The sequence below is a fragment of the Shewanella sp. MF05960 genome (assembly GCF_050849305.1).
Classification (GTDB): Bacteria; Pseudomonadota; Gammaproteobacteria; order Enterobacterales; family Shewanellaceae; genus Shewanella.
Window position 1 is genome coordinate 144911 of the sequence record NZ_JBOZPS010000004.1, and the last position, 25864, is coordinate 170774.

The 25864-nt window shown below is 39.3% G+C and carries 17 protein-coding genes and 1 pseudogene; 15 read left to right on the plus strand and 3 right to left on the minus strand.

Features of this window, described 5'->3' with window-relative positions; genetic code table 11:
* Positions 1 to 73 precede the first annotated feature (73 nt).
* Positions 74 to 979: an Abi family protein gene (locus ACROAE_RS05490; RefSeq protein WP_432399995.1), complete on the plus strand. Its 906-nt coding sequence runs from the start codon at positions 74 to 76 to the stop codon at positions 977 to 979.
* Here ACROAE_RS05490 and ACROAE_RS05495 read toward each other — a convergent pair.
* Positions 968 to 1378: a hypothetical protein gene (locus ACROAE_RS05495; RefSeq protein WP_432399996.1), complete on the minus strand. Its 411-nt coding sequence runs from the start codon at positions 1376 to 1378 to the stop codon at positions 968 to 970. The two genes, ACROAE_RS05490 and ACROAE_RS05495, sit on opposite strands and share 12 nt — an antisense overlap.
* 368 nt (positions 1379 to 1746) lie before the next feature.
* Here ACROAE_RS05495 and mobC point away from each other — a divergent pair, with 368 nt between their 5' ends.
* The 13 genes from mobC (at position 1747) to ACROAE_RS05560 (ending at position 19801) form a co-directional block, all read left to right on the plus strand.
* On the plus strand, positions 1747 to 2106 hold the full coding sequence (gene mobC / locus ACROAE_RS05500; protein ID WP_432399998.1) for a plasmid mobilization relaxosome protein MobC: 360 nt from the start codon (positions 1747 to 1749) through the stop codon (positions 2104 to 2106).
* Entirely contained in the window at positions 2106 to 3953 is a 1848-nt protein-coding gene (locus ACROAE_RS05505) for a relaxase/mobilization nuclease domain-containing protein (RefSeq protein ID WP_432399999.1), read from the plus strand. The genes mobC and ACROAE_RS05505 overlap by 1 nt, the downstream gene beginning before the upstream one ends.
* Positions 3954 to 4096: 143 nt before the next feature.
* On the plus strand, positions 4097 to 6166 hold the full coding sequence (locus ACROAE_RS05510) for a type I restriction-modification system subunit M (protein WP_432400000.1): 2070 nt from the start codon (positions 4097 to 4099) through the stop codon (positions 6164 to 6166).
* Complete coding sequence (locus ACROAE_RS05515; RefSeq protein WP_432400001.1) at positions 6166 to 7524, plus strand: restriction endonuclease subunit S; 1359 nt, start codon at positions 6166 to 6168, stop codon at positions 7522 to 7524. Before ACROAE_RS05510 ends, ACROAE_RS05515 begins: the two co-directional genes overlap by 1 nt.
* Complete coding sequence (locus ACROAE_RS05520) at positions 7521 to 9356, plus strand: DUF262 domain-containing protein (protein WP_432400002.1); 1836 nt, start codon at positions 7521 to 7523, stop codon at positions 9354 to 9356. Before ACROAE_RS05515 ends, ACROAE_RS05520 begins: the two co-directional genes overlap by 4 nt.
* 9 nt (positions 9357 to 9365) lie before the next feature.
* A complete protein-coding gene (locus tag ACROAE_RS05525; RefSeq protein ID WP_432400004.1) occupies positions 9366 to 9971 on the plus strand; it encodes a hypothetical protein in 606 nt (201 codons plus the stop codon).
* A 41-nt stretch (positions 9972 to 10012) separates the two neighbouring features.
* Entirely contained in the window at positions 10013 to 13267 is a 3255-nt protein-coding gene (locus tag ACROAE_RS05530; RefSeq protein ID WP_432400005.1) for a type I restriction endonuclease subunit R, read from the plus strand.
* Positions 13268 to 13691: 424 nt separating this feature from the next.
* Positions 13692 to 14750: a hypothetical protein gene (locus ACROAE_RS05535; RefSeq protein ID WP_432400006.1), complete on the plus strand. Its 1059-nt coding sequence runs from the start codon at positions 13692 to 13694 to the stop codon at positions 14748 to 14750.
* Between the two features lie 251 nt (positions 14751 to 15001).
* Positions 15002 to 16420, plus strand: a complete 1419-nt coding sequence (locus ACROAE_RS05540; protein WP_432400007.1) for a zincin-like metallopeptidase domain-containing protein — start codon at positions 15002 to 15004, stop codon at positions 16418 to 16420.
* 267 nt (positions 16421 to 16687) lie between these two features.
* The gene (locus ACROAE_RS05545) at positions 16688 to 16975 is read left to right on the plus strand and encodes a pyocin activator PrtN family protein (RefSeq protein WP_432337833.1); all 288 of its coding nucleotides are present in this window, start codon (positions 16688 to 16690) and stop codon (positions 16973 to 16975) included.
* A gap of 678 nt (positions 16976 to 17653) precedes the next feature.
* Positions 17654 to 18082 carry a hypothetical protein gene (locus ACROAE_RS05550; protein ID WP_432400008.1) on the plus strand — a complete coding sequence of 143 codons (429 nt, stop codon included), beginning with the start codon at positions 17654 to 17656 and terminating at the stop codon, positions 18080 to 18082.
* The gene (locus ACROAE_RS05555) at positions 18079 to 18972 is read left to right on the plus strand and encodes a sensor domain-containing diguanylate cyclase (RefSeq protein ID WP_432400136.1); all 894 of its coding nucleotides are present in this window, start codon (positions 18079 to 18081) and stop codon (positions 18970 to 18972) included. The genes ACROAE_RS05550 and ACROAE_RS05555 overlap by 4 nt, the downstream gene beginning before the upstream one ends.
* Before the next feature lie 358 nt (positions 18973 to 19330).
* Entirely contained in the window at positions 19331 to 19801 is a 471-nt protein-coding gene (locus tag ACROAE_RS05560) for a chemotaxis protein CheX (protein WP_432400009.1), read from the plus strand.
* Positions 19802 to 20153: 352 nt separating this feature from the next.
* Here ACROAE_RS05560 and alr read toward each other — a convergent pair whose 3' ends face one another.
* Positions 20154 to 21272, minus strand: a complete 1119-nt coding sequence (gene alr / locus ACROAE_RS05565) for an alanine racemase (RefSeq protein WP_432400010.1) — start codon at positions 21270 to 21272, stop codon at positions 20154 to 20156.
* Between the two features lie 122 nt (positions 21273 to 21394).
* On the minus strand, positions 21395 to 22801 hold the full coding sequence (dnaB, locus tag ACROAE_RS05570) for a replicative DNA helicase (protein ID WP_432400011.1): 1407 nt from the start codon (positions 22799 to 22801) through the stop codon (positions 21395 to 21397).
* 130 nt (positions 22802 to 22931) lie between these two features.
* Here dnaB and ACROAE_RS05575 point away from each other — a divergent pair.
* A pseudogene (locus tag ACROAE_RS05575) lies at positions 22932 to 25121 on the plus strand (S46 family peptidase); the annotation flags it as partial.
* Positions 25122 to 25864: the final 743 nt, after the last annotated feature.

A 25864-nucleotide genomic window follows, 5' to 3' on the forward strand; every position in this document is an offset into this window, starting at 1 on the left:
GGTCATCTACAAGCTGATATAAGTATACTAAGCAACACTACCATAACTGTCAACTAAAACTAGAAGAAACCGAATGCCATATACCATTACTTATGCAGCTCTTTCTAATGTCCTGCCCCACCAACGACTCTCAATGTATGAGAAGGTGTTCAAGACAACAACTCCTATTGAGCTTCACGGTGCGTATATTTGGTCAGTAAAAGTGGCAGCGAGTATACATCCTTTACTCAGTGCATTAGAAGTAGCACTTAGAAACTCTATCCATAATAATGCAACTCAAGTCATTGCACCCGATTGGTATGACAAAATTGCCACAAGAACAAGAAAGCGATGGCAGGACGAACAAAGAGATACAAACAACATAAAATGGCACAGCTCAGAGCTCCTTCGAATCAAGAAAAAACTATCTAAAAAGACACCACCAAAAGGACTAACAATGCACGATTTGCTCGTAGCAAAAATGGACTTTGGTTTCTGGGACAACTTGCTTCGAGAATGTTTTTCTATCAATGGCGATAAAACCGCTCTATGGCCCCAATGTATGCCAATGGTTTTTCCACATTTACCAAAAGGTCATACTAACGCCACAGTCCAGCTTGAAATTTCATCTTTACGTGAGTTACGAAATGATATCGCTCATAACTCACCAATCTGGAAACACAAAAGCGTGACTGATTCACAGTCAGCCATTGGTTACATAAACCAGCAAATTGATAAAATCATTGAAATAATTCATTGGCTTTCATCTGAGAAAGTAGACTGGCTTGAGGTTCATATGCTGCAATCAGAAGCAAAACGAGTAGCATCTGAAAATTATTTACTGTTGTGCCAGCGAAAAGATATTACAAATTTAACCGAACCTTACAGTCGCTACAAAAGAGGCTTTCGAAGTAAGTTAAAACAACTAAATAAAGATGGCTTCGACATCATAGATACACAGTCCGGTGATTTATTTATGCTCACCAAGTTAACGTCTTAATCGTTTTGTCTTAATTACTGATGAACCACTCTGCTTAATCTTTAAGGCCAATGAGTTTTCTAGCTCGTTGGCTTTTTTAGGGTTGGATTTTCTCAGCTCAGAAATGGCAGCTTTAGCCACGTCATACGTGCTTAACAAGTGAGTCTGATGTGTATCAATGATGGAAGCTAAATCATCAAGGGCTTGCTGACGGTCATCTATTTTATCCGTCAATTTTTGAGACGGTTCAGCGCCACCTTTAAGCAAGTCATCACGAATAACAATATCTTTTCGCAGTTTGTTATTCATCATCTCTTTCAACTTACCTTTGACAAAGTCAGACTCAGCTAATTGTTGTATTTTTTGCAGCTCATTCTTGGCTTTCGACTCTAATCTATTTTCTTGTTCTTTTTTGTTCATAATTTTCTCCTGTGCTTATCAATGCTGTACCACAGAAAAAACGTATTACAAGACCTTACTACTACTTGAGCAGTAACGATCCTAGATCTGCTCATTTGACATCGCCAAAATATATGCTCTGTTATAGATAAGAGTTTAAGACAATAAAGATGATGCAAGTTGAGCCTTGGGTCCCCCAAAGCACTTGTTTTAAATCAGAAAACGATTTAAAAAATGAGTGTTGATCACTTTCTAAAACCAACTAAAAAATCTCATTCCATTCGATATTTTATAGCTGTTTTAAGACAGCGATCTTCGATTAAAAAACCTCTTCCGTATCTTATTAACAATCTTAAAACTCACTGTATTCGTAGTTTAAGGAGGAATATATGAATAGAAGGAACAGCAGTACAAAAATCATAATTCGTTGTAGTGAAGAAGATAAATCAGCTCTATTACTAGTTAAATCCCAGCTCAAAGCCTTAACTTGGCTCAATATGATTAAAGAGCTTTTGAATAAGAAAAAAATCGATCCGCCGAAAATTATTATTCAAGACAATCTTTATTTACTTGAGATTCTCACAGAGCTAAAACGCTGTGGAAATAACATTAATCAAGTGACTAAAATCGCCAATATCAACAAAACAATTACGCCACAGGAAACAAACCAACTAAAAAAGTTGGCAATGCAGATCTCTTCACTAAAAAATAAAGTGCTGAAAAGCTTTGTTGTGGAAGGAGGTAAATAATGGCAATTGCAAAATTACTTCACGAAGGGACAACCATCAAGCAACTTAACAATGTGATTCGATATAACACGGTAGCTAAAGAATACCTTAACTCACCTAATAGCCCGCGATTGCTTCAAGCTATATCCAATTTAGGCATTATCGACATTTCTGAACCAGCGGAATATCAACACTTTATGCGTGAGTTTGTGAATGAAATTAAGCTCAATCAAAGCCAGTCTACGAACAAGCGTCAAACCAAGCTCTACGCTCACGAGGTGATTTCTTTTGAAGATGAAGACAACGCTCGCTTTAGCCAAGAGCAATTAGCACAAATCAGCATAGAGCTACTGTCAGAGCTATACGATATGGAAAACACTCCATACGTGATATGGCCGCAAACAGACAGTGGACGTTTACACTTTCATTTTGTGAGATCAATGTTTAGTAGCAATGGCAGTTATCAGCGAGTCAAAAACTCAAAACGAAAAATGCGTCAATCTTGCGAATTGATAGAACTTAAATATAACCTGACATTAACCGGAAATAATGTATCTGATGAGATCCGCCCTGCCAATAATCCAATGGCTAAGATAATGAAAAACCGTCAAATTGAAGCTGTTCACCAACACGAACAAAATATTAATGAAGCAAAAAAACAAGATTCAACACTGACGAAGTTAAAGCGTAAGTCATATGACTTGCTGATGGAAGGTCATTATCAAAGTAAAGCAGAAAGTGCAGAGAAAAATGCTTATGAGCAAATTAAACATAACCTATTAGACAAGGCACAAGTAAACCAAAAGATCGAAATGATCAAGCAAACCATCTTCAATCTCTATAAATCCAGTGACGATGAAACTGATTTCATTGAGCAAATTGAAAAACAAGGCATTAGCGTTGAGATACTCAAACACACTAAATCAGGCAAGAACAAGGGCATAGCCTTCAATTACCAAGGGGAAACAATTTCGGGCGGTAAAATATCAAGTTCTATGACTCTGGGGAAAATCAAAAAGCGGTTCCCTAACTTCATTCATTCCCTAGAACAACCGCCAACACTTAGCTCAACATTCAAGCTACAACATAAAATGTTGAATTTTCAGATTGAGCAAATCAACCGATATTATAAACAACGAAAAAACAAAGCTAATGATGACATTCTCATTTATTTCAGCAAAAAAAATATCGAAGCAAGACCGTATAATTACAATTTAAAATTATCCAGCACAAGAGACTCAATTCGATTTGGGCCATCAACACCTAACGATCACGATTTGACACTCTCAATCAATATCGCCCTTGAAAATGGCTGGCAAGGCGCAACCCTAAAAAACTCAACCCCTGATTTTTTAAAGCGAATGATGAAAGCCGCTTACAAGAAAGACCCTAAACTTTTGTTTTTTGTAAAGCCAGATTACCCCAACCAACTCACTTACGCAGATCTAAAAGAGATAAAATCACCACTCAACATAGATGAATTAAAAACCACTATCACCAGTCAGTTAGTCAAGATATCTGATTTTGCGACAGTACATCAAGATTTGATCAAACAATTGGAATTAGACAAAAATAACCACGCTTATTTAGGCTATGCCAGTGCTCTAAAATCGGGTTTTATACTTGATGAGCTAGAGAAGAAAACGCCAGAACAGTTAGAACAATTTTACCATCACAAAACCTTTCACTCACTTAACAAGCGTGTGAGTCGCACAGAGCAAAAAATAAGCGCCTTAACCAGTGATATTGATGGTCGGGCAGCGTGTTTAGAAGCATTAAAATCAGAAATGGAAATCAATCCCCAAGATGTGAAGAGCAGAAATTTGAAAAAGGAAAAACAGCATCACCATAACTTTAAATATAATTAAAATTAAAGCCAATTAGGCAATGTGTTGAATTGATAGTTTTAAATCTTAAAAACCAAGAAGGAATCAGCAACCTAATTGAATATTTGATGATATAGTTATGCTAATTTTTTAATATTAAGTACACAATACCTATGTCTAACGATATGAATAATAATAATTTCTCTCAAACAGCAGCGCTTCTCTGGTCTGTTGCAGACCTTCTGCGCGGTGATTTTAAGCAATCGCAATATGGGCGTATCATTTTACCGTTCACCCTACTTAGACGATTAGAATGTGTTCTTGAAGCCACTAAGCCTGATGTACTTGCTAAATATGAAGCAGTTAAGGCTATGGCCTTGGAGGCTCAAGATAAGTTACTTATTCATACAGCCCAATTAAGTTTTTACAACACCTCAAAAATGGACTTACACCGTCTTGGTGAAACAGGCATAGCCGATAACTTAGAAAGCTATATTCGATCATTCAGTCCAAATGCGCGTGAAATTTTTGAGCACTTTGATTTTTTCAATACCATCGATAAATTAGCTGAAGCAGACCTACTTTATAAAGTTGCTAAGCAATTCGCTAATGCGCCATTATCGCCGGAAAACATTAGTAATTACGGTATGGGTTTAGTGTTTGAAGAGTTAATCAGGCGCTTTGCTGAAAGCTCTAACGAAACGGCTGGTGAGCACTTTACTCCAAGGGACATAGTTCGTTTAACCACGTCATTGGTTTTCAGTAACGATGATGATGTGCTGACTCAAGCGGGCTTGGTGCGTTCTATATACGACCCAACAGCTGGAACAGGTGGCTTTTTATCATCGGGTATGGAATATCTCCACGAGCTTAATGAAAAAGCATCACTTTCAGCTTTTGGTCAAGAGTTAAACCCTGAATCTTATGCTATCTGTAAAGCGGATATGCTGATTAAAGGGCAAAAGGTCGACAACATTAAGTTAGGTAATACTCTCTCTAACGATTTGCTCCGTAACGATAAGTTTGACTATATGCTGTCAAACCCACCTTTTGGCGTTGATTGGAAAAAAATTCAGAAATTTATTAACACCGAATACACAGAGAAAGGCTTTGAAGGTCGTTTTGGTGCAGGCTTACCGCGTGTCTCAGATGGCTCATTACTGTTTTTAATGCACCTTATTAGTAAGATGCGCCCACAGCACGAGGGCGGGTCACGAATTGGTATTATTCTGAATGGTTCGCCACTCTTTACAGGTGGCGCAGGTAGCGGTGAAAGTGAAATTAGACGTTACATTTTAGAAAATGACCTACTTGAAGCTATTGTGGCACTACCTTCCGATATGTTCTACAACACAGGTATCTCAACTTATGTGTGGGTTTTATCTTCTCACAAGCAAGCTAACCGCAAAGGTAAGGTTCAGCTTATCAATGCATCAAAAGAACGCGCTAAAACAGGTGGTCGTGGTCGTAGTGGCGGCGGTGAGTCAGATGAAGTTGTAGAAAACATATTTTATGCCGCTATGCGTAAATCCCTTGGCAGTAAGCGCAAAGAGCTCACAGAAGATGGAATTGAAACCATCGTTAAAACCTACGGTCAGTTTGTAGGCTCTCGATCAAATACGGATTTTAGCAAAATTTTCGACTACCAAGCTTTTGGTTACAGACGTATTACCGTAGAGCGCCCGCTTAAACTGGCCGTTTACCCTAAAGATCACGTTCGACTTGCAGCATTACAAGCGGATAATGCGTGGGAAAAATTCGATGACTCAGCACAAAATGCCATTCTTGCAGCGCTTGCCTCGTTTACAGACCAACTTGACGAGCAAGGACGGTTATTGTCTCGTGATGTTTTCCTAAAAGCCCTGATTAAAAAACTGGATGGGATAAAGCTTTCTGCGGCTCAACAAAAAATGATCGTTAAACACCTGAGTGAGCACGATGATGAAGCTGTAGTGTGTAAAGTAAAAGGTAAAATTGAAGCTAATCCCGACTTACGTGATAACGAGAACGTACCACTTACCGAGTCAGTTAATGAATATTTTGCCCGTGAAGTCTTACCGCACGTACCTGATGCGTGGATTGATACCAGCAAGACAGACCCTAAAGATGGTGAAGTGGGTATTGTCGGTTATGAAATCCCCTTTAACCGCCATTTTTATGTTTATGAACCACCAAGAGCATTAGCAGACATTGATGCGGACCTTGATGAGGTATCGGCTGAGATTATGCAGCTACTGAACGAGGTGCATTCATAATGACTGGTCGCTATAAAGCATATCCTGAGTATAAGGATGCAGGAGTTGAATGGTTAGGAGAAATCCCCATCGGTTGGTCTATGTGGAAGTTAGCACACGCATACAATGAAATAGGTTCAGGGACAACACCACCCACTAGTAATGAAGAATGGTTCAACGGTAATGTTCCTTGGGTAACTACTGGTGAATTACGTGAAAAGATAATTACTAACACAAAGAAGAAACTCTCTGACGAGGCTCTAAATACATACCCTACACTGAGGAAACATCCCGTTGGCTCTATAGCTATTGCTATGTATGGCGCAACAATTGGACGATTAGGCATCTTTGGTGTGGAAGCTACCACAAATCAAGCCTGTTGCGTAATGGGGGCTTCTAAACAGATAAAAAATAAGTATCTATTTTATTGGTTATTGGCATTCAAAGAAGACATTATCCGCTTATCTTCAGGCGGTGGTCAGCCAAATATTAATCAAGAAAAAGTAGCTTCATTGAAAATATCTGCGCCAGAAGTAACAGAACAACAAAAAATCGCCAACTTCCTCGATCACGAAACAGCCAAGATCGACACCTTAATCGCGAAGCAAGAAAAGCTGATTGAGCTATTAAAAGAAAAACGCCAAGCGGTGATCTCTCACGCGGTGACCAAAGGCATCTCTTATAAAGGGCAGCCTGAAGTACCAATGAAAGACTCTGGTGTGGAGTGGCTGGGTGAAGTGCCAGAGCATTGGGATGTGAGTAGATTAAAATACTTGGTTAGTGAACCCTTACTTTATGGCGCTAATGAAGCCGCTTTAGAAACCAATAGCGACAACCCTCGTTTCATTAGAATTACTGATGTAAGAGCAGACGGCTCTTTAAAAGAAGACACATTTAGGTCTTTGCCTCAAATTCTGGCTCAACCATATATGCTTACAGATGGTGATATTCTTTTAGCAAGAAGTGGAGGCACTGTTGGTAAAAGCTTTATATATCGAGACTTTTGGGGAAAATGTTGTTTTGCAGGCTACTTAATTAAAGCGAGTATTGATTCTAGGAAGATTAGTGCTGACTGGGTATATTTTAACACATTGACCACTTTTTATTGGGAGTGGATCAGTAGTTCACAGATACAAGCTACCATTCAAAATGTAAGTGCTGAGAAATACAATTCATTTGCCGTTGCTATTCCACCTGAGTATGAAGTAAAAGAAATTATTAAATATTTGAATGAAAAATGTATCCATTTTGACAAACTTGTAGAGCAAGCAAGCACCGCTATCGAACTTATGAAAGAACGGAAGACAGCACTCATCTCAGCAGTAGTAACGGGCAAAATTGATGTGCGTGATTGGCAACCAAAAGGAGTTCAAGGATGAGCCGTTTAGAAAACAAAATTGAAGCTAATAACCGATCTATTTTAGAAGTGCTCGATAATAAAAAGTACACAGTTGATTACTATCAACGTGAATATAGTTGGGAGCAAACTCACATTGAGCTGTTGGTGACAGACCTATGCAATGCTTTTTTAGACAACTATGAACCTACACATCAACGACAAGATGTTGCCGATTACAACAGCTACTACTTAGGACCTTTTGTATTAAGCGAAAAAGGCGGTAAGAAGAGCATTATTGATGGTCAGCAACGCTTGACTTCGTTAACCCTATTTCTTATTTACCTCAATAATAAGCAAAAAGAACTAGGTTTGAATGAGCCAATTTCAGGAATGATTTTTTCTGAGCAGTTTGGGCAAAAGTCTTTTAATATTAATGTCCCAGAACGAACTGCCTGTCTTGATGCCCTGTTTAATACAGGTGCTTATACGCCGCCTGATGACGCAGACGCTTCTACGGTAAATATGGTAGAACGTTATCACAATATTTGTGATGCTTTTCCCGTTGATATTATTAATGTTGAAGTTTTACCGTTATTTCTTGATTGGTTACGTTGGCTTGTTGTTTTGGTCGAAATTGTTGCTTATAGCGATGAAAACGCATATACAATCTTTGAAACGATGAACGATAGAGGTTTAAACCTTACTCCTACAGAAATGCTAAAAGGCTTTTTACTTTCCAAGTATCGTGATGATGCAAAGCGAAAACATTCAAATGAGTTTTGGAAAAAAACCATTATTGAATTAAAAGCGTTTGATAAAGAAGAAGACCAACGCTTCATTCAAGCTTGGTTAAGAGCAAAATATGCCGAGTCAATCAGGCAAAGTAAAGCAGGTTCAATCAATGAAGATTTCGAGAAAATAGGCACTCGATTTCACAATTGGGTTAGAGAAAATCTAACTCGAATGGGTTTAGCAAAAGCAGGTGAATCTGAGTTTGATACATTCATTAACACCGAGTTCAAATACTATGTTAATGCTTATCAACGCATTCGAGAGGCTGAAAAAAGCTTCACACCTGAATTAGACTCAATACACTATACCTATCAATGGGGGATCGCTACCTCACTAAGCTACCCTTTGATGCTTGCACCACTCAAAACAACAGACTCAATGGCTTTAGCTAACCAAAAAATGAATTTGGTAGCCAAATTCATAGATATATTCTGTGTACGGCGTTCAATAAACTTCCGTAATTTCTCGGCAAGTTCTATCCGTTACACGATGTATAACTTAGTCAAAGAGATACGTAATAAAGACTATGACGAGCTAATTACTACTTTTGACAGAAAACTCACTGAAATGGAGGAGCAATTGAATGGTTTTGAATCGTTCAGGTTGCACGGTCAAAATGGTCGTTTTGTAAAATATCTACTGTCTCGACTATCAGGTTATGTTGACTGCCTAGGAGGTGGAAATACTGACTTTGCAACTTACTATCACGCTGCAAATGGCAAACCGTATGAAATTGAACATTTGTGGGCAAACAATTTTGATAATCATCGTGATGAGTTTGAGCAGATAAATGACTTTAATGATACTCGTAACAGCATTGGTGCATTGGTATTACTGCCAAGAGGCACAAATCAGTCATACAACGATAAGCCTTATGTAGACAAAGTACCTCATTACATAAAAGAAAATCTATTAGTGAAGTCACTGCATCCTTTAACTTACAAGAACAATCCCAACTTCAATAAGTTAATTTCTCAATATGGCTTGGCTTTCCAACCGCACATAGAAATGAAGATTGTTGATGTTCAAACTAGACGTGATTTGTATCGTCAAATAGCTGAGCAGATTTGGTGCTTGTAGGAGGTAATAGTGGTTCTATATAAATTTCGTTCTCTAGACAACTTCCAGTTTGTTTTGGATATATTAGTTAATCAAAGAATGTATGCGGCAACGTTTGAAAGTATGAACGATCCAATGGAAGGCTTTTACACTTCAGATGAAGATATACCCAAAGAGTCTCTCGATGCATTGGAACAACATCAAAAGTCACTAAAGTTTTGCTCCTTGTCAAAATACAGTAATAACCCGCTGATGTGGGCGCACTATGGTAATGGTTGCCGTGGTATAGCAATAGGTGTGGAGTTTAAAGATACAGAAGATCTACGGGAAGTGATTTATGGCTCTCATTCACACCTGAGTGCGTCAAAGGATACGACCATTGAACGAGCAAAGGATGTACTGAGTTTTAAAGCTGGTTTCTGGCAATATGAAGACGAAATTAGAGTTTTTGTAGGAAAAGGAAACTTTATTCCAGTTAAAGTCAAAGAACTAATTTTTGGTGAAAGAGCAGATAGAATACAAAAAGCTTTACTGAAAAAAATTGTACAAGCTGCCAACCCATCAGTTGAAATCATCGAATGGAACGACTCAATGTTATACGTTCACTCACAACCAGTTTATAAGACTGAAACCTAGCCATTGATCTGTCAAAAACTAAAAATCAAGGATGAGTAACAATGTCAAATGCCACACAAGAACGAATATTCCAAAACGACATTCTTGAGCAAATGCAGTCTCAAGGCTGGTTGCTAGGCGAGTCGAATAAATACAACAAGCTATTGGCACTTTACCCTGAAGATGTGATTACTTTTGTTAAAGCCTCACAGCTAGAGCAATGGGATAAATTAGCCAAGCACTACCCTGAAACCGATCGTAATCCTACAGCGACAGCAGATGCCTTGCTGAAATCATTAGAGCGTGATTTAAAAGGTAAAGGCACATTATGGGTTTTGCGTAATCAGGTGAAAGATCGTGGTGCTAAGTTGAATTTATGCAGTTTTAAGCCTGATCATAATTTAAATCCCGATGCCAGTGCCCGCTATCAACAAAACATTCTGCGAGTGGTGCCAGAGTTAGTTTATTCTCCCAATGGTTATGATGGTCGCTTAGACTTAACCTTGTTTGTGAACGGCATTCCTGTTGCGACTTGTGAGCTTAAATCTGAATTTAAGCAATCTTTAAACAACGCTAAAATCCAGTATATGAAAGATAGGGAACCAAAAGACCCTATTACGAAAAAACCTGAGCCTTTGCTGACGTTTAAGCGTGGTGCATTAGTCCATTTTGCGGTTAGCCAATACAACGTAGCAATGACCACTCGTTTGGCAGGTAAAAAAACCTTCTTTTTACCTTTTGATCAAGGCACGGCTGAGGGGGGGCAAGGCAATGACACTCCAGACTCTTTATCTGCTGATGGTTCGGATAACTATGCAACCGCTTACCTTTGGAATGAGATTTTCCAAAAAGATAATCTGCTACTCATTTTGAGCCGTTATATTCACCTTGAAGTAAAAGATGAAGAACAGTTAGACGGTTCAATTAAGATTAAAGAAACCCTTATTTTTCCTCGTTATCATCAGTGGGCTGTTGTATCAAAACTGCTAAATACTGTTGATGTAGAAGGTACGGGGGAAAAATACCTCATTCAACACAGTGCGGGTTCTGGTAAGTCTAATTCAATTGCCTGGTTAGCACATCAGCTAGCTTCAAAGCATTACACTTCGCCATCGATTGAAATCGATCATCCTGATCTGGTTAAAAAAGTCGGTGATAAGGTGTTTGACTCAGTGATCGTCATTACTGACAGAACAGTGCTTGATAGCCAGTTACAAGATACGATTTATCAATTTGATCATAATGAAGGAATGATTGCGCGTGTTAACCGAGAAGAAGCACAGGGCAGTAAATCAAGCCAGTTGGCTGGTGAGTTAAAAGCCAGTACATCTATCATTATTGTCACTATTCAGACCTTCCCACACGTTTTAGAAGCTATTCGCAAGGACTCCACTCTTGCTGGTAGAAGCTTTGCCGTAATTGCTGATGAAGCACACTCGAGCCAAACGGGTACAACAGCACGGAAGTTGCGTGAAGTGCTAATGACAGAGCAATTAGAAGGTGATGAAGAATTAGACAGTGAAGATATGCTGCGGCTTTCGCTTGAAGCCCGTAAAGGCTCAAAAAATATTAGTTACTTTGCCTTTACTGCGACCCCGAAAGCTAAAACGCTTGAGTTATTTGGTAGAAAACCTGACATAGATGCACCAGCCAGTGATGCAAATAAGCCGTTGCCTTTTCACGTTTATTCAATGCGCCAAGCCATTGAAGAAGGCTTTATTCTTGATGTATTGCAGAATTACACTAGCTACCGAGTTGCTTATCAATTGGCACACGGACAGCCAGAAAGTGACCGTGAAGTTGACAGCAAAAAAGCATCTTCAAAAATGGCAAAATGGGTCAGGCTACATCCTTATAATATTGCCCAAAAAGTTGAAACGATCGTTGAACACTTCAATAGCAAGATTAAGCACCTGTTAGGTGGTGAAGCTAAAGCGATGGTTGTTACCAGTAGCCGTTTAGAAGCGGTGCGGTATAAATTAGCGTTTGAGAAGTATGTACATACTAAAGGCTACGAAAATATCAATGCGATGGTGGCGTTCTCTGGCGAGGTAAATGATCCTGATTTGCCGGATCAATCATTTACTGAGAATAATATGAACCCGAACTTACGTGGTCGGGATATGCGTAAAGCGTTTGATACTAATGACTATCAAGTGATGCTTGTGGCAAATAAATTTCAGACAGGGTTTGATCAACCAAAGTTAGTCGCTATGTATGTCGATAAGCCATTAAAAGGTGTGGAATGTATCCAAACACTGTCTAGGTTAAATCGTACCTATAAAGGCAAAGATATGACCTTCGTATTGGATTTTGTGAACGATCCTGAAGACGTATTGAAAGAGTTTAAAGTGTACTTTCAAACGGCTGAGTTGTCTGGGGTATCTGATCCTAATATCGTCTACGAGATTATGGAAAAGCTGGCTGATGTTGGGATCTACCAATGGTTTGAGGTAGAAGCTTTTGTGACCGCCTATAACAGCAAGCAAGCTAATCAAGCAAAATTGGCTAATCTGTGCAAAGCACCGGTAGAGCGTTTTAGTGTGCGCTACAAAGAAGCTAGCTATGTATTGCAAATAGCACAAACAGACTTATCGAAAGCTAAGTTAGATCGTAATGATAAAGCAATTAAGTTTGCTGAGAATAGTGTTAAACACGCAAAAGAAGCTAGAGATGTTTTGGAGGTGTTTAAGAAGGATTTGATATCGTTCTATCGATACTATGAGTTTAGTTCTCAGATTGTCGATTTTAATGATTATGAGCTTGAAAAACTCAGCATTTTTGCCAAGCATTTACACCCCCTTCTACGCTTTGATGTAATGGAAGATGACATAGACCTAACTGACATAGCAATGACGCATTATCGTTTGCACGAGCAGCGAGAAGCGGGCTTACAGTTAGGCCATAAAATAGGTGAAGAGCCAAAATCTTACATACCGCAAAGTAAGGAAGGGTCTGGAGCTACGCCCAAAGACCCTAAAACCGAATTGCTGAACGAAATAATCGAGAGAATGAATGATTTGTTCATTGAAGATGGTTTATCAGAAAACGATATGCTCAATTACGCTAATGCCATAGCAGGAAAGATTTCTGAAAATGACACGGTGATGGATCAGCTTCGCAGCAATACCAAAGAACAAGCTATGCTGGGAGAGTTCCCTAATTCAATCAACAATGCAGTTATTGAAAGTATGGACGTTCATAACGATATGGCAATGAAACTACTGTCCAACGAAGCCGTTGCAAAAGGCTTTGCTGGATTGATGTTTGATATGTTGATGAAGGGGTTAAATAAGTCGGCAGAGGCTCAACGATAAATAACGATAATTCATCACCTTGGCATTTTGTTCGAGGTGGTGAATATATTTCAAATCTATAATAATTTTAAAATAACTCAACTCCATAGGATTCCACTCTCACTCCATAGCATTCTTTTGAGCAACTCCATAGCATTCTATCAATAGATAAATCTTCAATTTAAAAGAGAGATTACTTAGATGGAGTGTAACTCATTACAAGTTGGTTCAAACAGCACAAAAATATTTCTGGGGTTTTTAATCTTTCTGCTATTGATGTTTTTAAAATCTGCGGTACAACATTGGCATTAAAACAAGAAAAACCAAGAGACAACTTGGTTCTTACTCAATTATAACAGATGCATTGTAACAGTTAATAATTTCAACGTATCACGGATAATCATTGACTCAAGGTTTCTTGTTAAACTAACTAAGGAGTAGACCTATGAGCAATAACCCACTGACACACTATGAGTTTCTTTCTAACCAAGCCATTGTATTACCTACAGAACTTCTTCAAGTCGGATTTTTCAGAAACAACGAAAAACAGAACATCGAAACCATAAAACACAATTTGTCTAAGCAGGTCTATCAGCTTGAAGAGCATCACTGTGATACATTCGTTGAAACACCACTGTTCAGTATGCTTCTGGTTGAATATCACAATTACTATCTTCAGCCAAACAATACTGATAATGACAAAGGCGTAGTCCTGAGTTTAAACAAAGGTACTAAAATCTTTAAACAACTAAAAATGAAGGGTAATTACACCATTGCCCAACTGATAGAAAAAGTTAAAAGGTTCATTAATAAGTTCCGAGTTGCACAGTTTTATGTGGATGATGTACCAATCACTGTATTTGAAGATCTGTTCATAAACGAATTGGATAACACCCTACGCTTTGATTTTCACGAAGACTTTATTGACTATCTTAACGAGCGAGGTAAATCTTTAACTTTCATTCAGATTACTGATTTTGTTGCTATTAAGCGTAAAACTCAAGTCCCTATTTTTCTAATCATCCAGTCATTGAGAAACTTAAAACAGCCATTTTTCACCAAGCGCTACATCACCGACATTTTAGGAATAAAAGGTGATCAAAACAAAAAATTATCAGTGGCGTTTAATAATTTAAAAGAAAAGCACGTTTTGGACTATGAGAAAGAAGTGTGCCATTTACCCGGCGTTACAATGCAATTTTCCAGATTTAACATCAAAAATGTCGATACTGCGTTTGCAGAGAAGATGCAGCAAGATAAATCTAAAACGGCAAAGGCAACTGGAAACACTTTAAAACCAGTTCAAAGCGAAGCGATTGAAGAAAATGCTCCTGAGGCTCAACAAACACAAATAACGGCTAATTCGCCTATTTGTGATACTGATAATCAAACAAGTGATGAACGTAAGGGATTAAACTCACCAGCACAAGAAAAACCTAACCATCAAATTAAAATGGGTAGTCTTGTAGCTAAATTATTTGAGTTAGGTACTTATGATGAGTAAGACGTAGTATGGATTTTAGCAGTAACAGACGAAAACTACGTTACTTATCGCACAGTTAATAGTTGATTCAGCTTCTGTTCTAAATCCAAACCAACTAAAGAAATGCAAGTTTTAACTCCCAAAATTATCAGCCACTAAAAAATAAAATCTCTTGTATTTCAGTAATAAACAGTCATTCTCTCGACTGAAACTTTTCAAAGCACAAAGAAGTGATATGACATAAGTAACCCTATAAACCTAAGGAGTTACTTATGAAACAAACAAGACCTAGTGCGTCTGACACTACTGAAAAAAAGAGCCAGCAAGATCAGATACTAGATAGATTATTCGATTATTTTTCAAAGCCCAAGGGCGAAAAACCAAGCTCCGATAGTGATATTGAGATAAGTTTTTACCATTCAAAGCTCAATGCACTACCAAAAAATTTTCACAATAATAATTATAACGGTGTAAACATTATAATGTTGCTACAGGCACAAAACGATAGTGCTACGAAAGTACCAATTTATGCCACTTTTAAACAAATAGCATTGCTTGAGCTTGATAAAAACGCCCTTCCGCCAAAGTCCGAAAATTTTGACCCTGACAAAATACTCAAAGGTATTAAGCTTGATTCTCAAGTAGTAAAATATTTAGAAACATTCAAAAAAGATGGTGAGCAGATCAGTAAAAGTCAGTTTAATCGAGAAACAAAAGGTATGTCTTTTAAAGAGCTGCGTGATAATAATTATCAAAGAAAAAGTACATTGAAATATTATAGTGTTTTTCCAATTGAGAGGATTAAACACTTACTCCCCAAGTGGTTCATTGATGAAAGGCCATATTTTAGTCAACAAGAAGAATTAGAAAAAAAAGTAATGAGCATTGAAATGCAAGATCAACATTTTGTAGAAAAAGCTCTGTTTATCATCGATTGTATGGGAGTTCCTGTTATTGAGAAAAATGAGGACAGAGCATTTTACTCACCACGCGAGCATCAAATAATCGTTCCGCCTAGACATAAATTTGTATCAGATAAAGCATATTTCGCTGTTATTTTGCACGAATTAAGTCATTCGACTTCAAGGCAATTAGCTCGTGATGTAAATAATCCTTTTGGAAGTATGGAATATGCTAAAGAGGAGCTGATAGCCGAAACAGCAACAATGTTTATGTGTTTGGAGGAAGGATTACAGACTTTTAACTCTCACGCTCGTTATCTGGAAGGCTGGGCAAGCCACTTTTCTGATAAGAAAAAAGTGCTACTGAGTGTCTGTAAGCAAGCAAAAGAAGCACAACAATACATCTCAGATAAAGTGGTAGAGCATAAATTAAAACTAGCTAATCAAGATAGTTACACCGTTTCTAATCAACTAGACCTACACGTTGATTTTAGACCCAAATATCGTCAAGAATTGCGTGGTTTTTTAGATACTCAAGCCAATACTTACGGCACGATGATCCCACTTAGAAATCAAACAGTCGTTGGATTTAAACGTATTCCAAAAGGTATTGAGGTTTTCACTGATGAGAAAAGCGTTAAAATCTATGGCACAACGGCACAAAACCTTGAACAAAAATTATCGGAGCTAGAAATAAAACAGAAATTGTTTAACTGTTCTCAACCAGATACTTCAACCGGTAAGCCTCGTTTAGAAAAGCCAAGTTCATCAACTCGATTGTCAATGTAAAGTAATCTTCATCCCTCAAAAACGCAGAAAATCCCTATGGGATTTTTTGTATCAGAGTGCTTTTGATCTAAAACTAGTAATAACATTTGCATTGCATATTTGAGGATGATGCTGAGCAGTTAATTTTTTATGAACAAGTAATCGCACAAGAATATAGACAGTAACGTTAAGAATTGATAAAGTTTTCATTGTGATATAATGGACTTATCACAAGGTTGATATTTTTTATTAGCCAACACCCGGCCCGATTTCCAAAAAGGGCCTAAAATGAAAAAAGATCTAAAATGTAATTTCACTATGACACACCACCTTTTGTTATCTCAGTTTAGCAATAGACTTTTGATACCTATAGATGAATTAGCTGAACAATATTTGGGAATTTCTGTCAATACTGCTAAACGTAAAGCGAAAAGTAATGAGCTACCTTTTCCTTGTTTCAAAATGGGTATGAACCAAAAATCCCCTTACGTTGTTCATTTGAGTGAACTTGTGAAATACATAGATATACGAACAAACGAAGCACGAGCTTTATGGACTGAGTATCAGTATCGTTAGTCAGTATGTCAAAGTCTGTACTACCTCCATCGCTCTGATGGATGGTAGTACCTATTTTTTCACCCCCAAACCTTAAACAAAGCCCAAAAACAATCCCAAAAACAAAACAAAAAATAAAAACCCATCTAAAACAGAGATTTAAATCAAAAATATGTCCAATCCAGCATCGGCGCGATTGAAAAAGTACGATCGAGGGTATCTGTTGAGGTCATGATCTTAGGCGTTGTATTCACTGAATTATTTTACTCATAATCTGGGTTAATCGTGCACGTGTAAAGTCATGTGAGAGGTTAAAACCGAGTTGAATACCGAAGTAAGGCTTTTATCCAATACCACACGGTAACTTCAATATCGTTGATATAACATCAACATCATTGAGCTGTTTGCACGCTTGAAATGTCTGCAATAATCGCTGAGCATTATACAGTGAATCATTCGTTTATGGGAGGGGTTGAAAGTCCCTTCTAAATAAGTGAGTTATATTATTACCGTTAATAGCCTTAAGTTGAATAGTTGTTTTTAACATTTATGATTAATACAATTTCATTCAATAAAATATGGCTATTCAAAAAATTGCTTAGTTACTTAAGGACAATATAGGGTACCTTGATCGCTAATCAGGCCTAACACATCATTATCGACTTTTATCACTTTGACTGGGCATCAACAAGGCAATTTATGAACCTTAACTCACAGAGTAATGATTTAGATGAAGCAATGACGCTTAACGTCATCCAGCATGGGATTGTCAGGCTAAACAAACAATTTTCCATTATCGCCATCGACTCTGAAATAGAATTACTATTCAAAAAATTTCTTGCTAAAAACGATGTTCAACCACTCAATAGCGCCAATAAGCTTACTGGTCAACAATGGCAACATATTGTCAACGGTATACAAGGTTCATTGCACGATTGTCCATGGTTAGTTGCTTGCCAAACCCAAGTAGACCAGACGGTAAAGCTCACTATTAACAATAATGGCGCAGTATTATCATTATCGCTGCGCTACTCGCCGGTATTTGATCATAATGACAATTTATTAGAAGTCCTGGTGTTCATTGTTATATCAGACACCATCCAGCGAATAGAAAAGATCTGCAAATAGAAAAAGCATTTTACCACGCAATGGTCAAAGATATGCCCGCCTTAATTTACCGTTACACGACTGACGGCATCGTTACACTGGTGAATGCTGAAGTATGCAGTTATTTTGGTGCTAATGCAGACGATATTATCGGCATGAGTATTTATGATGTCATGGACGCTGAAAATGTTGAGGGGGCTAAAATTCATTTAGCGGGTATCACGCCCGAAAATCCTATCTGTTCGCATGAACATAGTGGTAAAGATATTGCTGGAAATGTGCGATGGTACCAATGGACTGACCGCTTAATTCTTTCCAATGATGGACAACCATTAGGTTACCAAGGCATAGGACTCGATCTCACAGAACGTAAAATACATGAAGAAGAGCTGCTGCGCCTAGCAACAACAGATACCTTAACAGGGCTGTTAAACCGTCGCCAATGTTTTACGTTAGCCGAGCAAGAATTAGCTCGATGTCTTCAAAACAACCGTCCATTTTCGCTATTAATTGCTGATATCGATTTCTTTAAGCACGTTAATGACAGGTTTGGTCATATTGCTGGTGACAAAGTCCTTCAAAGATTTGCCGCTATATGTACTAAGGCTTTACGCGATATCGATATCATTGGACGCTTTGGAGGCGAAGAGTTCATCATAATTTTACCAGAGACCGATCTTCAAGGCGCCAGAATATCAGGTGAAAGGTTGCGCCAAAAAGTCGAAGAAATGAACATTTCATTTAATGAAAATAATATACAAGTCACTGTCAGTATGGGTATTGCGACGAATTGTGGCCATCCCGAAATGTCGTTAGACAGCATGCTTGTTAAAGCTGATGAAGCACTCTACAAAGCTAAAACAACAGGGAGAAATAAGGTTGTACTTTGGCCAATAAAGGCATCTTGCTAATAGAGTAAAACTGATTCATACCTTTTGATATATCAATATTTGGCTTACTAAAACGGTATGTACTCGATAACGAAGCAACTTACACAATAAACAGTCACTGCCGGTCAGCTTATCTATCTACAACACCAAATCTCTGTATAAAAATTGTTTTTACGAGCTATGTCTCTTTCAATTTGTTTTTTGTGTTCTAAGCTTTAACTTGTATTTCACTTTACTGATATAGTGTGTATTCATAAGAATTAGCTTAAATATTAATCGGTGTATATTTAAGCTAACGTGCAGATATAATACTGGGGTAAACACCGATAATTTACATGAAACTGATTTAGCATTTTTAATCTAGAGGACATCTTTGCCTATGAACGTTGAATTCATTAACCCATTTCTTGTTTCTTTGATCAATGTAATCTCAACTATGGCGACAATGGATCTTAAGCCCGGTAAACCCCAACTCAAAAACCATGACCTTGCTAAAGGAGACGTATCTGGCTTGATTGGTATGGTGGGTCCTAAAACCCGTGGCTCGCTGTCTATTACCTTTGAGCAAACCTTAATTCTTGAAATCATGAATAAAATGCTCGGTGAAAAACCTAACACTATTAATGATGAAGTGACTGACTTAGTCGGTGAAATCACCAATATGGTGACTGGCGGTGCAAAGAATTTGCTCAGCGAAAAAGGTTATGACTTTGATATGGCAACACCTGCGGTAGTGTCAGGCAAAAACCATACGATTTCTCACAAAGCACGCGGCAAAAAAATCATGATGCCTTTTACACATGAATACGGTAATGCTTTTATTGAAATTTGTTTCGAAGATGCAAAATAACGCTGGCGAGCCTACATTAGGGATAATAATTATTAACGATGATTTTTATATTAACGATTATTTTAGTGCATTGACCTAAAGAACACATAAAAATGGCCAACTTACTATGGTAAGTTGGCCATTTTTAGCACATGTTTATGCTATTTAACCTGAGTTCGGGATAAGAAATGAAATTATGCTTTTAAAATCAAAATGTTACCCACCCTCACTTTCAAGCTTGTCATTTGTTCTGCTAACAAGGCGAATTGACGCGTCAATAGCTAGCCTATTGCAAGTCGATTCAACGCAGTTAGCAGGGCAAAGGACTGTTTGAAAGGCGTTTATTATCCCGAGCTCAGGTTATTTACAACGGCTAATCGAGCAACTCTACCAACACTCTAGGAGTTAATTTGGTCACTAGCTCGTAAGCAATCGTGCCGATATGCTCCGCGACTTCTTCAACCGCCAATGCTTTACCCCAAAGTTGTACGCTGTCGCCCACTTTATCTTGCGCATCGGCGCCAAGATCTACCGTTAACATGTCCATAGACACACGGCCCACAATGGGGACTCTACGGCCATTAATCCAAACGGGCGTGCCTTCTGGGGCATTGCGCGGGTAACCATCACCATATCCAATCGCGACGACACCCAATCGAGTATCTTGCTTGGCGGTCCAGAATGCACCGTAGCCAACACTGTCACCGGCCTTGTGCTCACGCACTGCAATAATGTTAGACACTAACTCCATGGCTGGAATAAGCCGATGATTAGTGCCTTTATCGCCCACAACCGGAGAGACACCATAAAGTGCGATTCCTGGTCTTATCCAATCTGCCTGGCTTGATGGCCAAAATAATGTACCGGCAGAATTTGCCAGAGTACGGTCGCCGTCTAAACCACTGATGAGCTCTTCAAACGCATTCATTTGTGTTTGCGTCATCTTGTTATCTGGCTCATCTGCGCAGGCAAAATGAGTCATTAAATGAATAGGCTTAGCCACCTGTGGACATTGCAATAAACGTTGATAAATACTGTCAAATTGATCCAAAGTAAAACCAATACGATGCATACCGGTATCAATTTTTATCCACACCGTTACCGGTTTATCAAGCTTAATGGTCTCAAGCATTTGCAATTGCGATTCATGATGAACCACAGTATCAATATTATGAGTGACCAGTATAGGTAAGTCAGACTGACGAAAAAAGCCTTCTAATAATAAAAGCTTACCTTCGACACCGCCAGCGCGCAGCTGTAATGCTTCTTCAAGCCTTGCTAAACCAAACCCATCGGCACCACCATGATATTTGCCAACGCTTTCGACAAAATTCAATATTCCAACGCTTTCAGCCACATTTAACAAACCATGACCATAACCATTGGCTTTTACAACCGCCATGATTTTACTTTTAGGGGCGATAAGACGCAGCTGCGCCAAGTTACTTTGTAATGCGCAACGGCTGATTTCTGCACGAGGAAACGGTTTCAATAGAGAGCCTTATTTAAACAATAAAAACATGACGCATGTTACGAGTAAAACCAAGATATTCTATCGCTAATTGAAGATCATAAATAACCACGAAGTAAAATTAAATAATTGATAATCAATAATTAATCTTCTTCGAACTGTGGTCCAGCATAGTTATCAAATCGAGAGAATTGCCCTTGGAATACAAGGCGAATACGCCCAATAGGACCGTTACGCTGTTTACCAATAATGATTTCAGCAGTGCCTTTATCTTCAGAGTTGTCGTTATACACCTCATCGCGATAAATAAACATAATTAAGTCGGCATCCTGCTCAATCGCACCCGATTCACGTAAGTCTGAGTTAATAGGACGTTTATCTGCTCGTTGCTCTAGTGAGCGGTTAAGCTGCGATAGTGCAATAACCGGAATTTCGAGCTCTTTTGCTAAGGCTTTTAACGAGCGCGAGATTTCTGAAATCTCTAATGTACGGTTATCTTTTAACGATGGCACCTGCATTAACTGCAAATAATCGATCATAATCATCGACAAACCACCGTGTTCACGGGCAATACGTCTGGCGCGGCTGCGCACTTCCGTTGGGGTTAAGCCTGAACCATCATCAATGTACATTTTGCCTTGTTCAAGCATAATCCCCATCGTAGATGAAACACGTGCCCAATCCTCGTCATCCAATTGGCCGGTACGGATTTTAGTTTGATCGACGCGGCCAAGTGAGGCCAGCATACGCATCATAATCTGTTCTGACGGCATCTCGAGACTGAAAATAAGCACAGGCTTGTCTTCATTCATCGCGGCTTGTTCGCACAAGTTCATCGCAAAGGTGGTTTTACCCATCGATGGACGTGCCGCCACAATGATTAAGTCGCCCGCTTGGAAACCGGCCGTCATTTTGTCTAAATCGCCAAAACCACTCGATACGCCCGTCACACCATTATGTGGGTTGTTATAAAGTTGCTCGATTCTGTCGACAGTTTTTTCAAGAATACTTTTGATGTTCTCAGGGCCTTCATTGGCGTTTGTACGCATTTCGGCAATTTTGAACACCTTGCTTTCGGCTAAATCTAATAACGCACTTGAGTCGCGACCTTCTGGGTTATAACCCGCATCAGCAATTTCATGTGCTACCCCAATCATGTCGCGTACCACGGCACGTTCACGCACGATATCAGCGTAAGATAAAATGTTACCGGCACTGGGGGTATTTTTGGCAATTTCGCCTAAATAAGCAAAACCGCCAGCGTCGTCTAATTGATCTTCGATTTCGAGCTGTTCAGAGACGGTAATTAAGTCGAGCGGCTGCCCAGACTCCATTAACTTTTGCATCGCATTAAAAATCATTCGATGTGAGCGAGAATAAAAATCTTCAGGCACAACCGCTTCAGAAACACGGTCCCACGCTTCAGCATCGAGCATCAAGCCGCCCAAAACGGACTGTTCAGCCTCAATCGAATGTGGAGGCAGTTTTAATGCATTTACTTCTGCATCTTTTTGCCTATTTCTGGCTTTAAAAGCACCTTGTTGTGACATTAACGCTCCCAATTTACAACGACTTTATAAAATATGGTATAACACCGTGACTAAGCTTAAAATGCAGTCATTTAGAATGAAAACGACGCCTCAGTCAACGGTTAATAAATTAATAATTTAAGGAAAATACATGCGTATTGCACTTGTTGCAGCATTAGTGCTGGCATCCTGTTTCGCTTATGCTGATGAAGGACAGTGGCAGCCTTACCAAATGCTGTCCATTGCCGACAAATTACAACAACGTGGCATTGATATTCCTGCATCTCAGCTTGCCGACTTAGGCCAATACCCAATGAACGCTGTCGTCAGCTTGGGCTATTGTACCGCCAGTTTTGTATCGCCCCAAGGCCTAGTTGTCACAAACCATCATTGTGCCTATCGCGGGATTCAATATAACAGCAAAAAAGAACATAATTATTTGGCAAATGGCTTTTTAGCACATTCCCAAGCAGAAGAACCGTCGGCGGGGCCTAATGAGCGCCTTTACATTACTGAAGAAGTGACCGACGTCACCAGCAAAGTACTCACCAACTTAAGCGACGAGCCTTTAACCCGTTTCGAGCAGATCCAAACCAATAGCAAAGCATTAGTGAAAGAGTGTGAAATCGACAGTAACTACCGCTGCGAAGTCGATGACTTTCACCATGGTCTCGAGTATTACCTCACTAAAAAACTGATTATTCGCGATGTGCGCTTGGTTTATGCTCCCCCCGAAACGGTCGGTGGATTTGGTGGTGACATCGACAATTACGAATACCCACGTCATTCTGGTGATTTTACCTTTTTACGCGCTTATGTCGGTAAAGACGGCAAACCGGCGACGTTTAATCAAGACAATGTGCCCTATCAACCTAAAAGCTACCTAAAAATTAATGCTGACGGCGTTAAAGCCGGAGACGGTATTTTTGTCGCGGGCTACCCAGGTTCAACCAGCCGATACAACCTCACCAGCGAACTGCAATTTGCCAGTGATTGGATTTACCCTACTTACGCTAAACGCTATCAATTACAAATTGATACCATTAACTTTATGGGCGCGATTGATAAAGAAATTGCCTTGAAATATGCCGGTACGATGGCATCGATGGCCAATCGCATGAAAAAGTTCAATGGCCTTCTCGATGGCTTTAATGCCACCGATATTGTCGGCATTAAACAGCAACGTGAAAATGACTTTTTAGCGTGGTTAAAAAAAGACCCTACTGCCAATCAAGATGTGATCAGTAATCTTGAAGCATTACTGACTGAGCAGCACGAGCAATCACAAACAAACTACTTCTTTAAAAATGCCCAATCGAGCGAAATGCTTAATACGGCCAGTAAACTGTATCGTTTAGCAAAAGAAAGAAAGAAACCCAACGACAAACGTGAACCAGGATATCAGCTTAGAGACATGAAAATGTTTAAAGCTGCACTAAGACGTATTGATAGCAGCTTTGACCCTGCGGTGGATAAAACGTTGTGGTTACAAGATTTACAAGCTTATGTGAGGCAGCCACTTAGAAATAAAGTGTTTGATAAAGCACTGAGTATTACCGGCAACTTTGAAGCCTTAGAAGTTAAAGTTGAAGCCTTATATGCTTTAACAGAGCTCACAGACCAAACAAAGCGTCTTGCTTGGATGAAAAAGACAGCCATAGATTTTGAAACCAGTGAAGATCCCTTTATTCGTTTAGCTGTTGCGATCCACGACACCAATATGGCGTTAGAGAAACGCGAAAAAATACTCGACGGTAAGTTGTCGTCAGCACGCCCTGAATACATGAAAGCTATTATTAACTATTACAAGTCTAATAACTGGCCCGTTTACCCAGACGCAAATCGCACCTTACGTATCACTTACGGCATGGTCGATGGTTATCTGTCTAAAGACGCCACCTACAAACAGCCTTTTACTCGCTTAGAAGGGTTGTTGGCAAAGCACACAGGTAAAGAACCTTATAATGTTCCGGCTAAATTGTTGGCCGCTATTAAGTCGGGTGACTTAGGTGATCACCGTGTCACCTCAGTATATAAACAGCAGAGCAGCTGCCAGTTTATGTCTTGTTTAGACAAACCTGCCGATTTCAATTCTGTACCGGTTAACTTTTTATCCAGCGCAGACACAACCGGTGGTAACTCAGGTTCGCCAGTATTTAATGGTAGAGGTGAACTTGTCGGACTTAACTTCGACTCAACCTACGAAGCTATCACTAAAGACTGGTTCTTTAACCCAACCATCACCCGCGCTGTCCACGTCGACATTCGCTACATACTATGGATGATGGATAAAGTTGACCACGCTGATAACTTAATTAAAGAATTATCACTGACCAGAAACTCTGACATACCAGAAGTGATCACGCCGACCACCACTATTATCGCAACAGAAATGATAACGGAGATGCCAATTGATGCTTCAGTAGAAACACAAGCAGAAGCACTCGTTGAAGCGAATGCTGAAGCAGCAGCCGAAGCAGCAGCCGAAGCGACAAATGAAGCAGTAGCCGAAGCGACAACTGAAGCAGTAGCCGAAGCGACAACTGAAGCAGCTGCCGAAGCAACAACTGAAGTAGTAACCGAAGCAACAACTGAAGTATTAACCGAAGCGACAACTGAAGTAGTAGCCGAAGCGACAACTGAAGCAGTAGCCGAAGCAACAACTGAAATAGTAACCGAAGCGACAACTGAAGCAGCTGCCGAAGCGACAACTGAAGCAGTAGCCGAAGCGACAACTGAAGCAGCTGCCGAAGCGACAACTGAAGCAGTAGCCGAAGCGACAACTGAAGCAGTAGCCGAAGCGACAACTGAAGTTGCTGTCGAAGCACCAAAGAAGGTCGTTACTCAAAAGGTCGTTAATACTAATGCTAAAACGTTAACGACAGCCGAAGGCAAAATACCAAAGGAAATCGTAGCTGAGGCATCAACGGAAACCGTAGCAGAAGAATTAGCCGAAACTTCTACAGAAGCAGTAACCGAAGCGGCGTCTGAAGTCATTACTGAAACAACCTCTGGTATAAAAACTGAAGTAGAAACTGAAGTAGAAACTGAAGTAGAAACTGAAGTTGAAGTAGAAACTGAACT

What these genes read in the sequence shown, in the direction of transcription:
- ACROAE_RS05540 (WP_432400007.1), top strand. Translation starts at nt 15,002, where the DNA reads ATGAAACAAACAAGACCTAGTGCGTCTGACACTACTGAAAAAAAGAGC.
- ACROAE_RS05530 (WP_432400005.1), top strand. Translation starts at nt 10,013, where the DNA reads ATGTCAAATGCCACACAAGAACGAATATTCCAAAACGACATTCTTGAG.
- ACROAE_RS05560 (WP_432400009.1), top strand. Translation starts at nt 19,331, where the DNA reads ATGAACGTTGAATTCATTAACCCATTTCTTGTTTCTTTGATCAATGTA.
- ACROAE_RS05495 (WP_432399996.1), bottom strand. Translation starts at nt 1,378, where the DNA reads ATGAACAAAAAAGAACAAGAAAATAGATTAGAGTCGAAAGCCAAGAAT.
- ACROAE_RS05545 (WP_432337833.1), top strand. Translation starts at nt 16,688, where the DNA reads ATGAAAAAAGATCTAAAATGTAATTTCACTATGACACACCACCTTTTG.
- ACROAE_RS05520 (WP_432400002.1), top strand. Translation starts at nt 7,521, where the DNA reads ATGAGCCGTTTAGAAAACAAAATTGAAGCTAATAACCGATCTATTTTA.
- ACROAE_RS05515 (WP_432400001.1), top strand. Translation starts at nt 6,166, where the DNA reads ATGACTGGTCGCTATAAAGCATATCCTGAGTATAAGGATGCAGGAGTT.
- mobC (WP_432399998.1), top strand. Translation starts at nt 1,747, where the DNA reads ATGAATAGAAGGAACAGCAGTACAAAAATCATAATTCGTTGTAGTGAA.
- ACROAE_RS05535 (WP_432400006.1), top strand. Translation starts at nt 13,692, where the DNA reads ATGAGCAATAACCCACTGACACACTATGAGTTTCTTTCTAACCAAGCC.
- dnaB (WP_432400011.1), bottom strand. Translation starts at nt 22,801, where the DNA reads ATGTCACAACAAGGTGCTTTTAAAGCCAGAAATAGGCAAAAAGATGCA.
- ACROAE_RS05510 (WP_432400000.1), top strand. Translation starts at nt 4,097, where the DNA reads ATGAATAATAATAATTTCTCTCAAACAGCAGCGCTTCTCTGGTCTGTT.
- ACROAE_RS05550 (WP_432400008.1), top strand. Translation starts at nt 17,654, where the DNA reads ATGAACCTTAACTCACAGAGTAATGATTTAGATGAAGCAATGACGCTT.
- ACROAE_RS05505 (WP_432399999.1), top strand. Translation starts at nt 2,106, where the DNA reads ATGGCAATTGCAAAATTACTTCACGAAGGGACAACCATCAAGCAACTT.
- ACROAE_RS05490 (WP_432399995.1), top strand. Translation starts at nt 74, where the DNA reads ATGCCATATACCATTACTTATGCAGCTCTTTCTAATGTCCTGCCCCAC.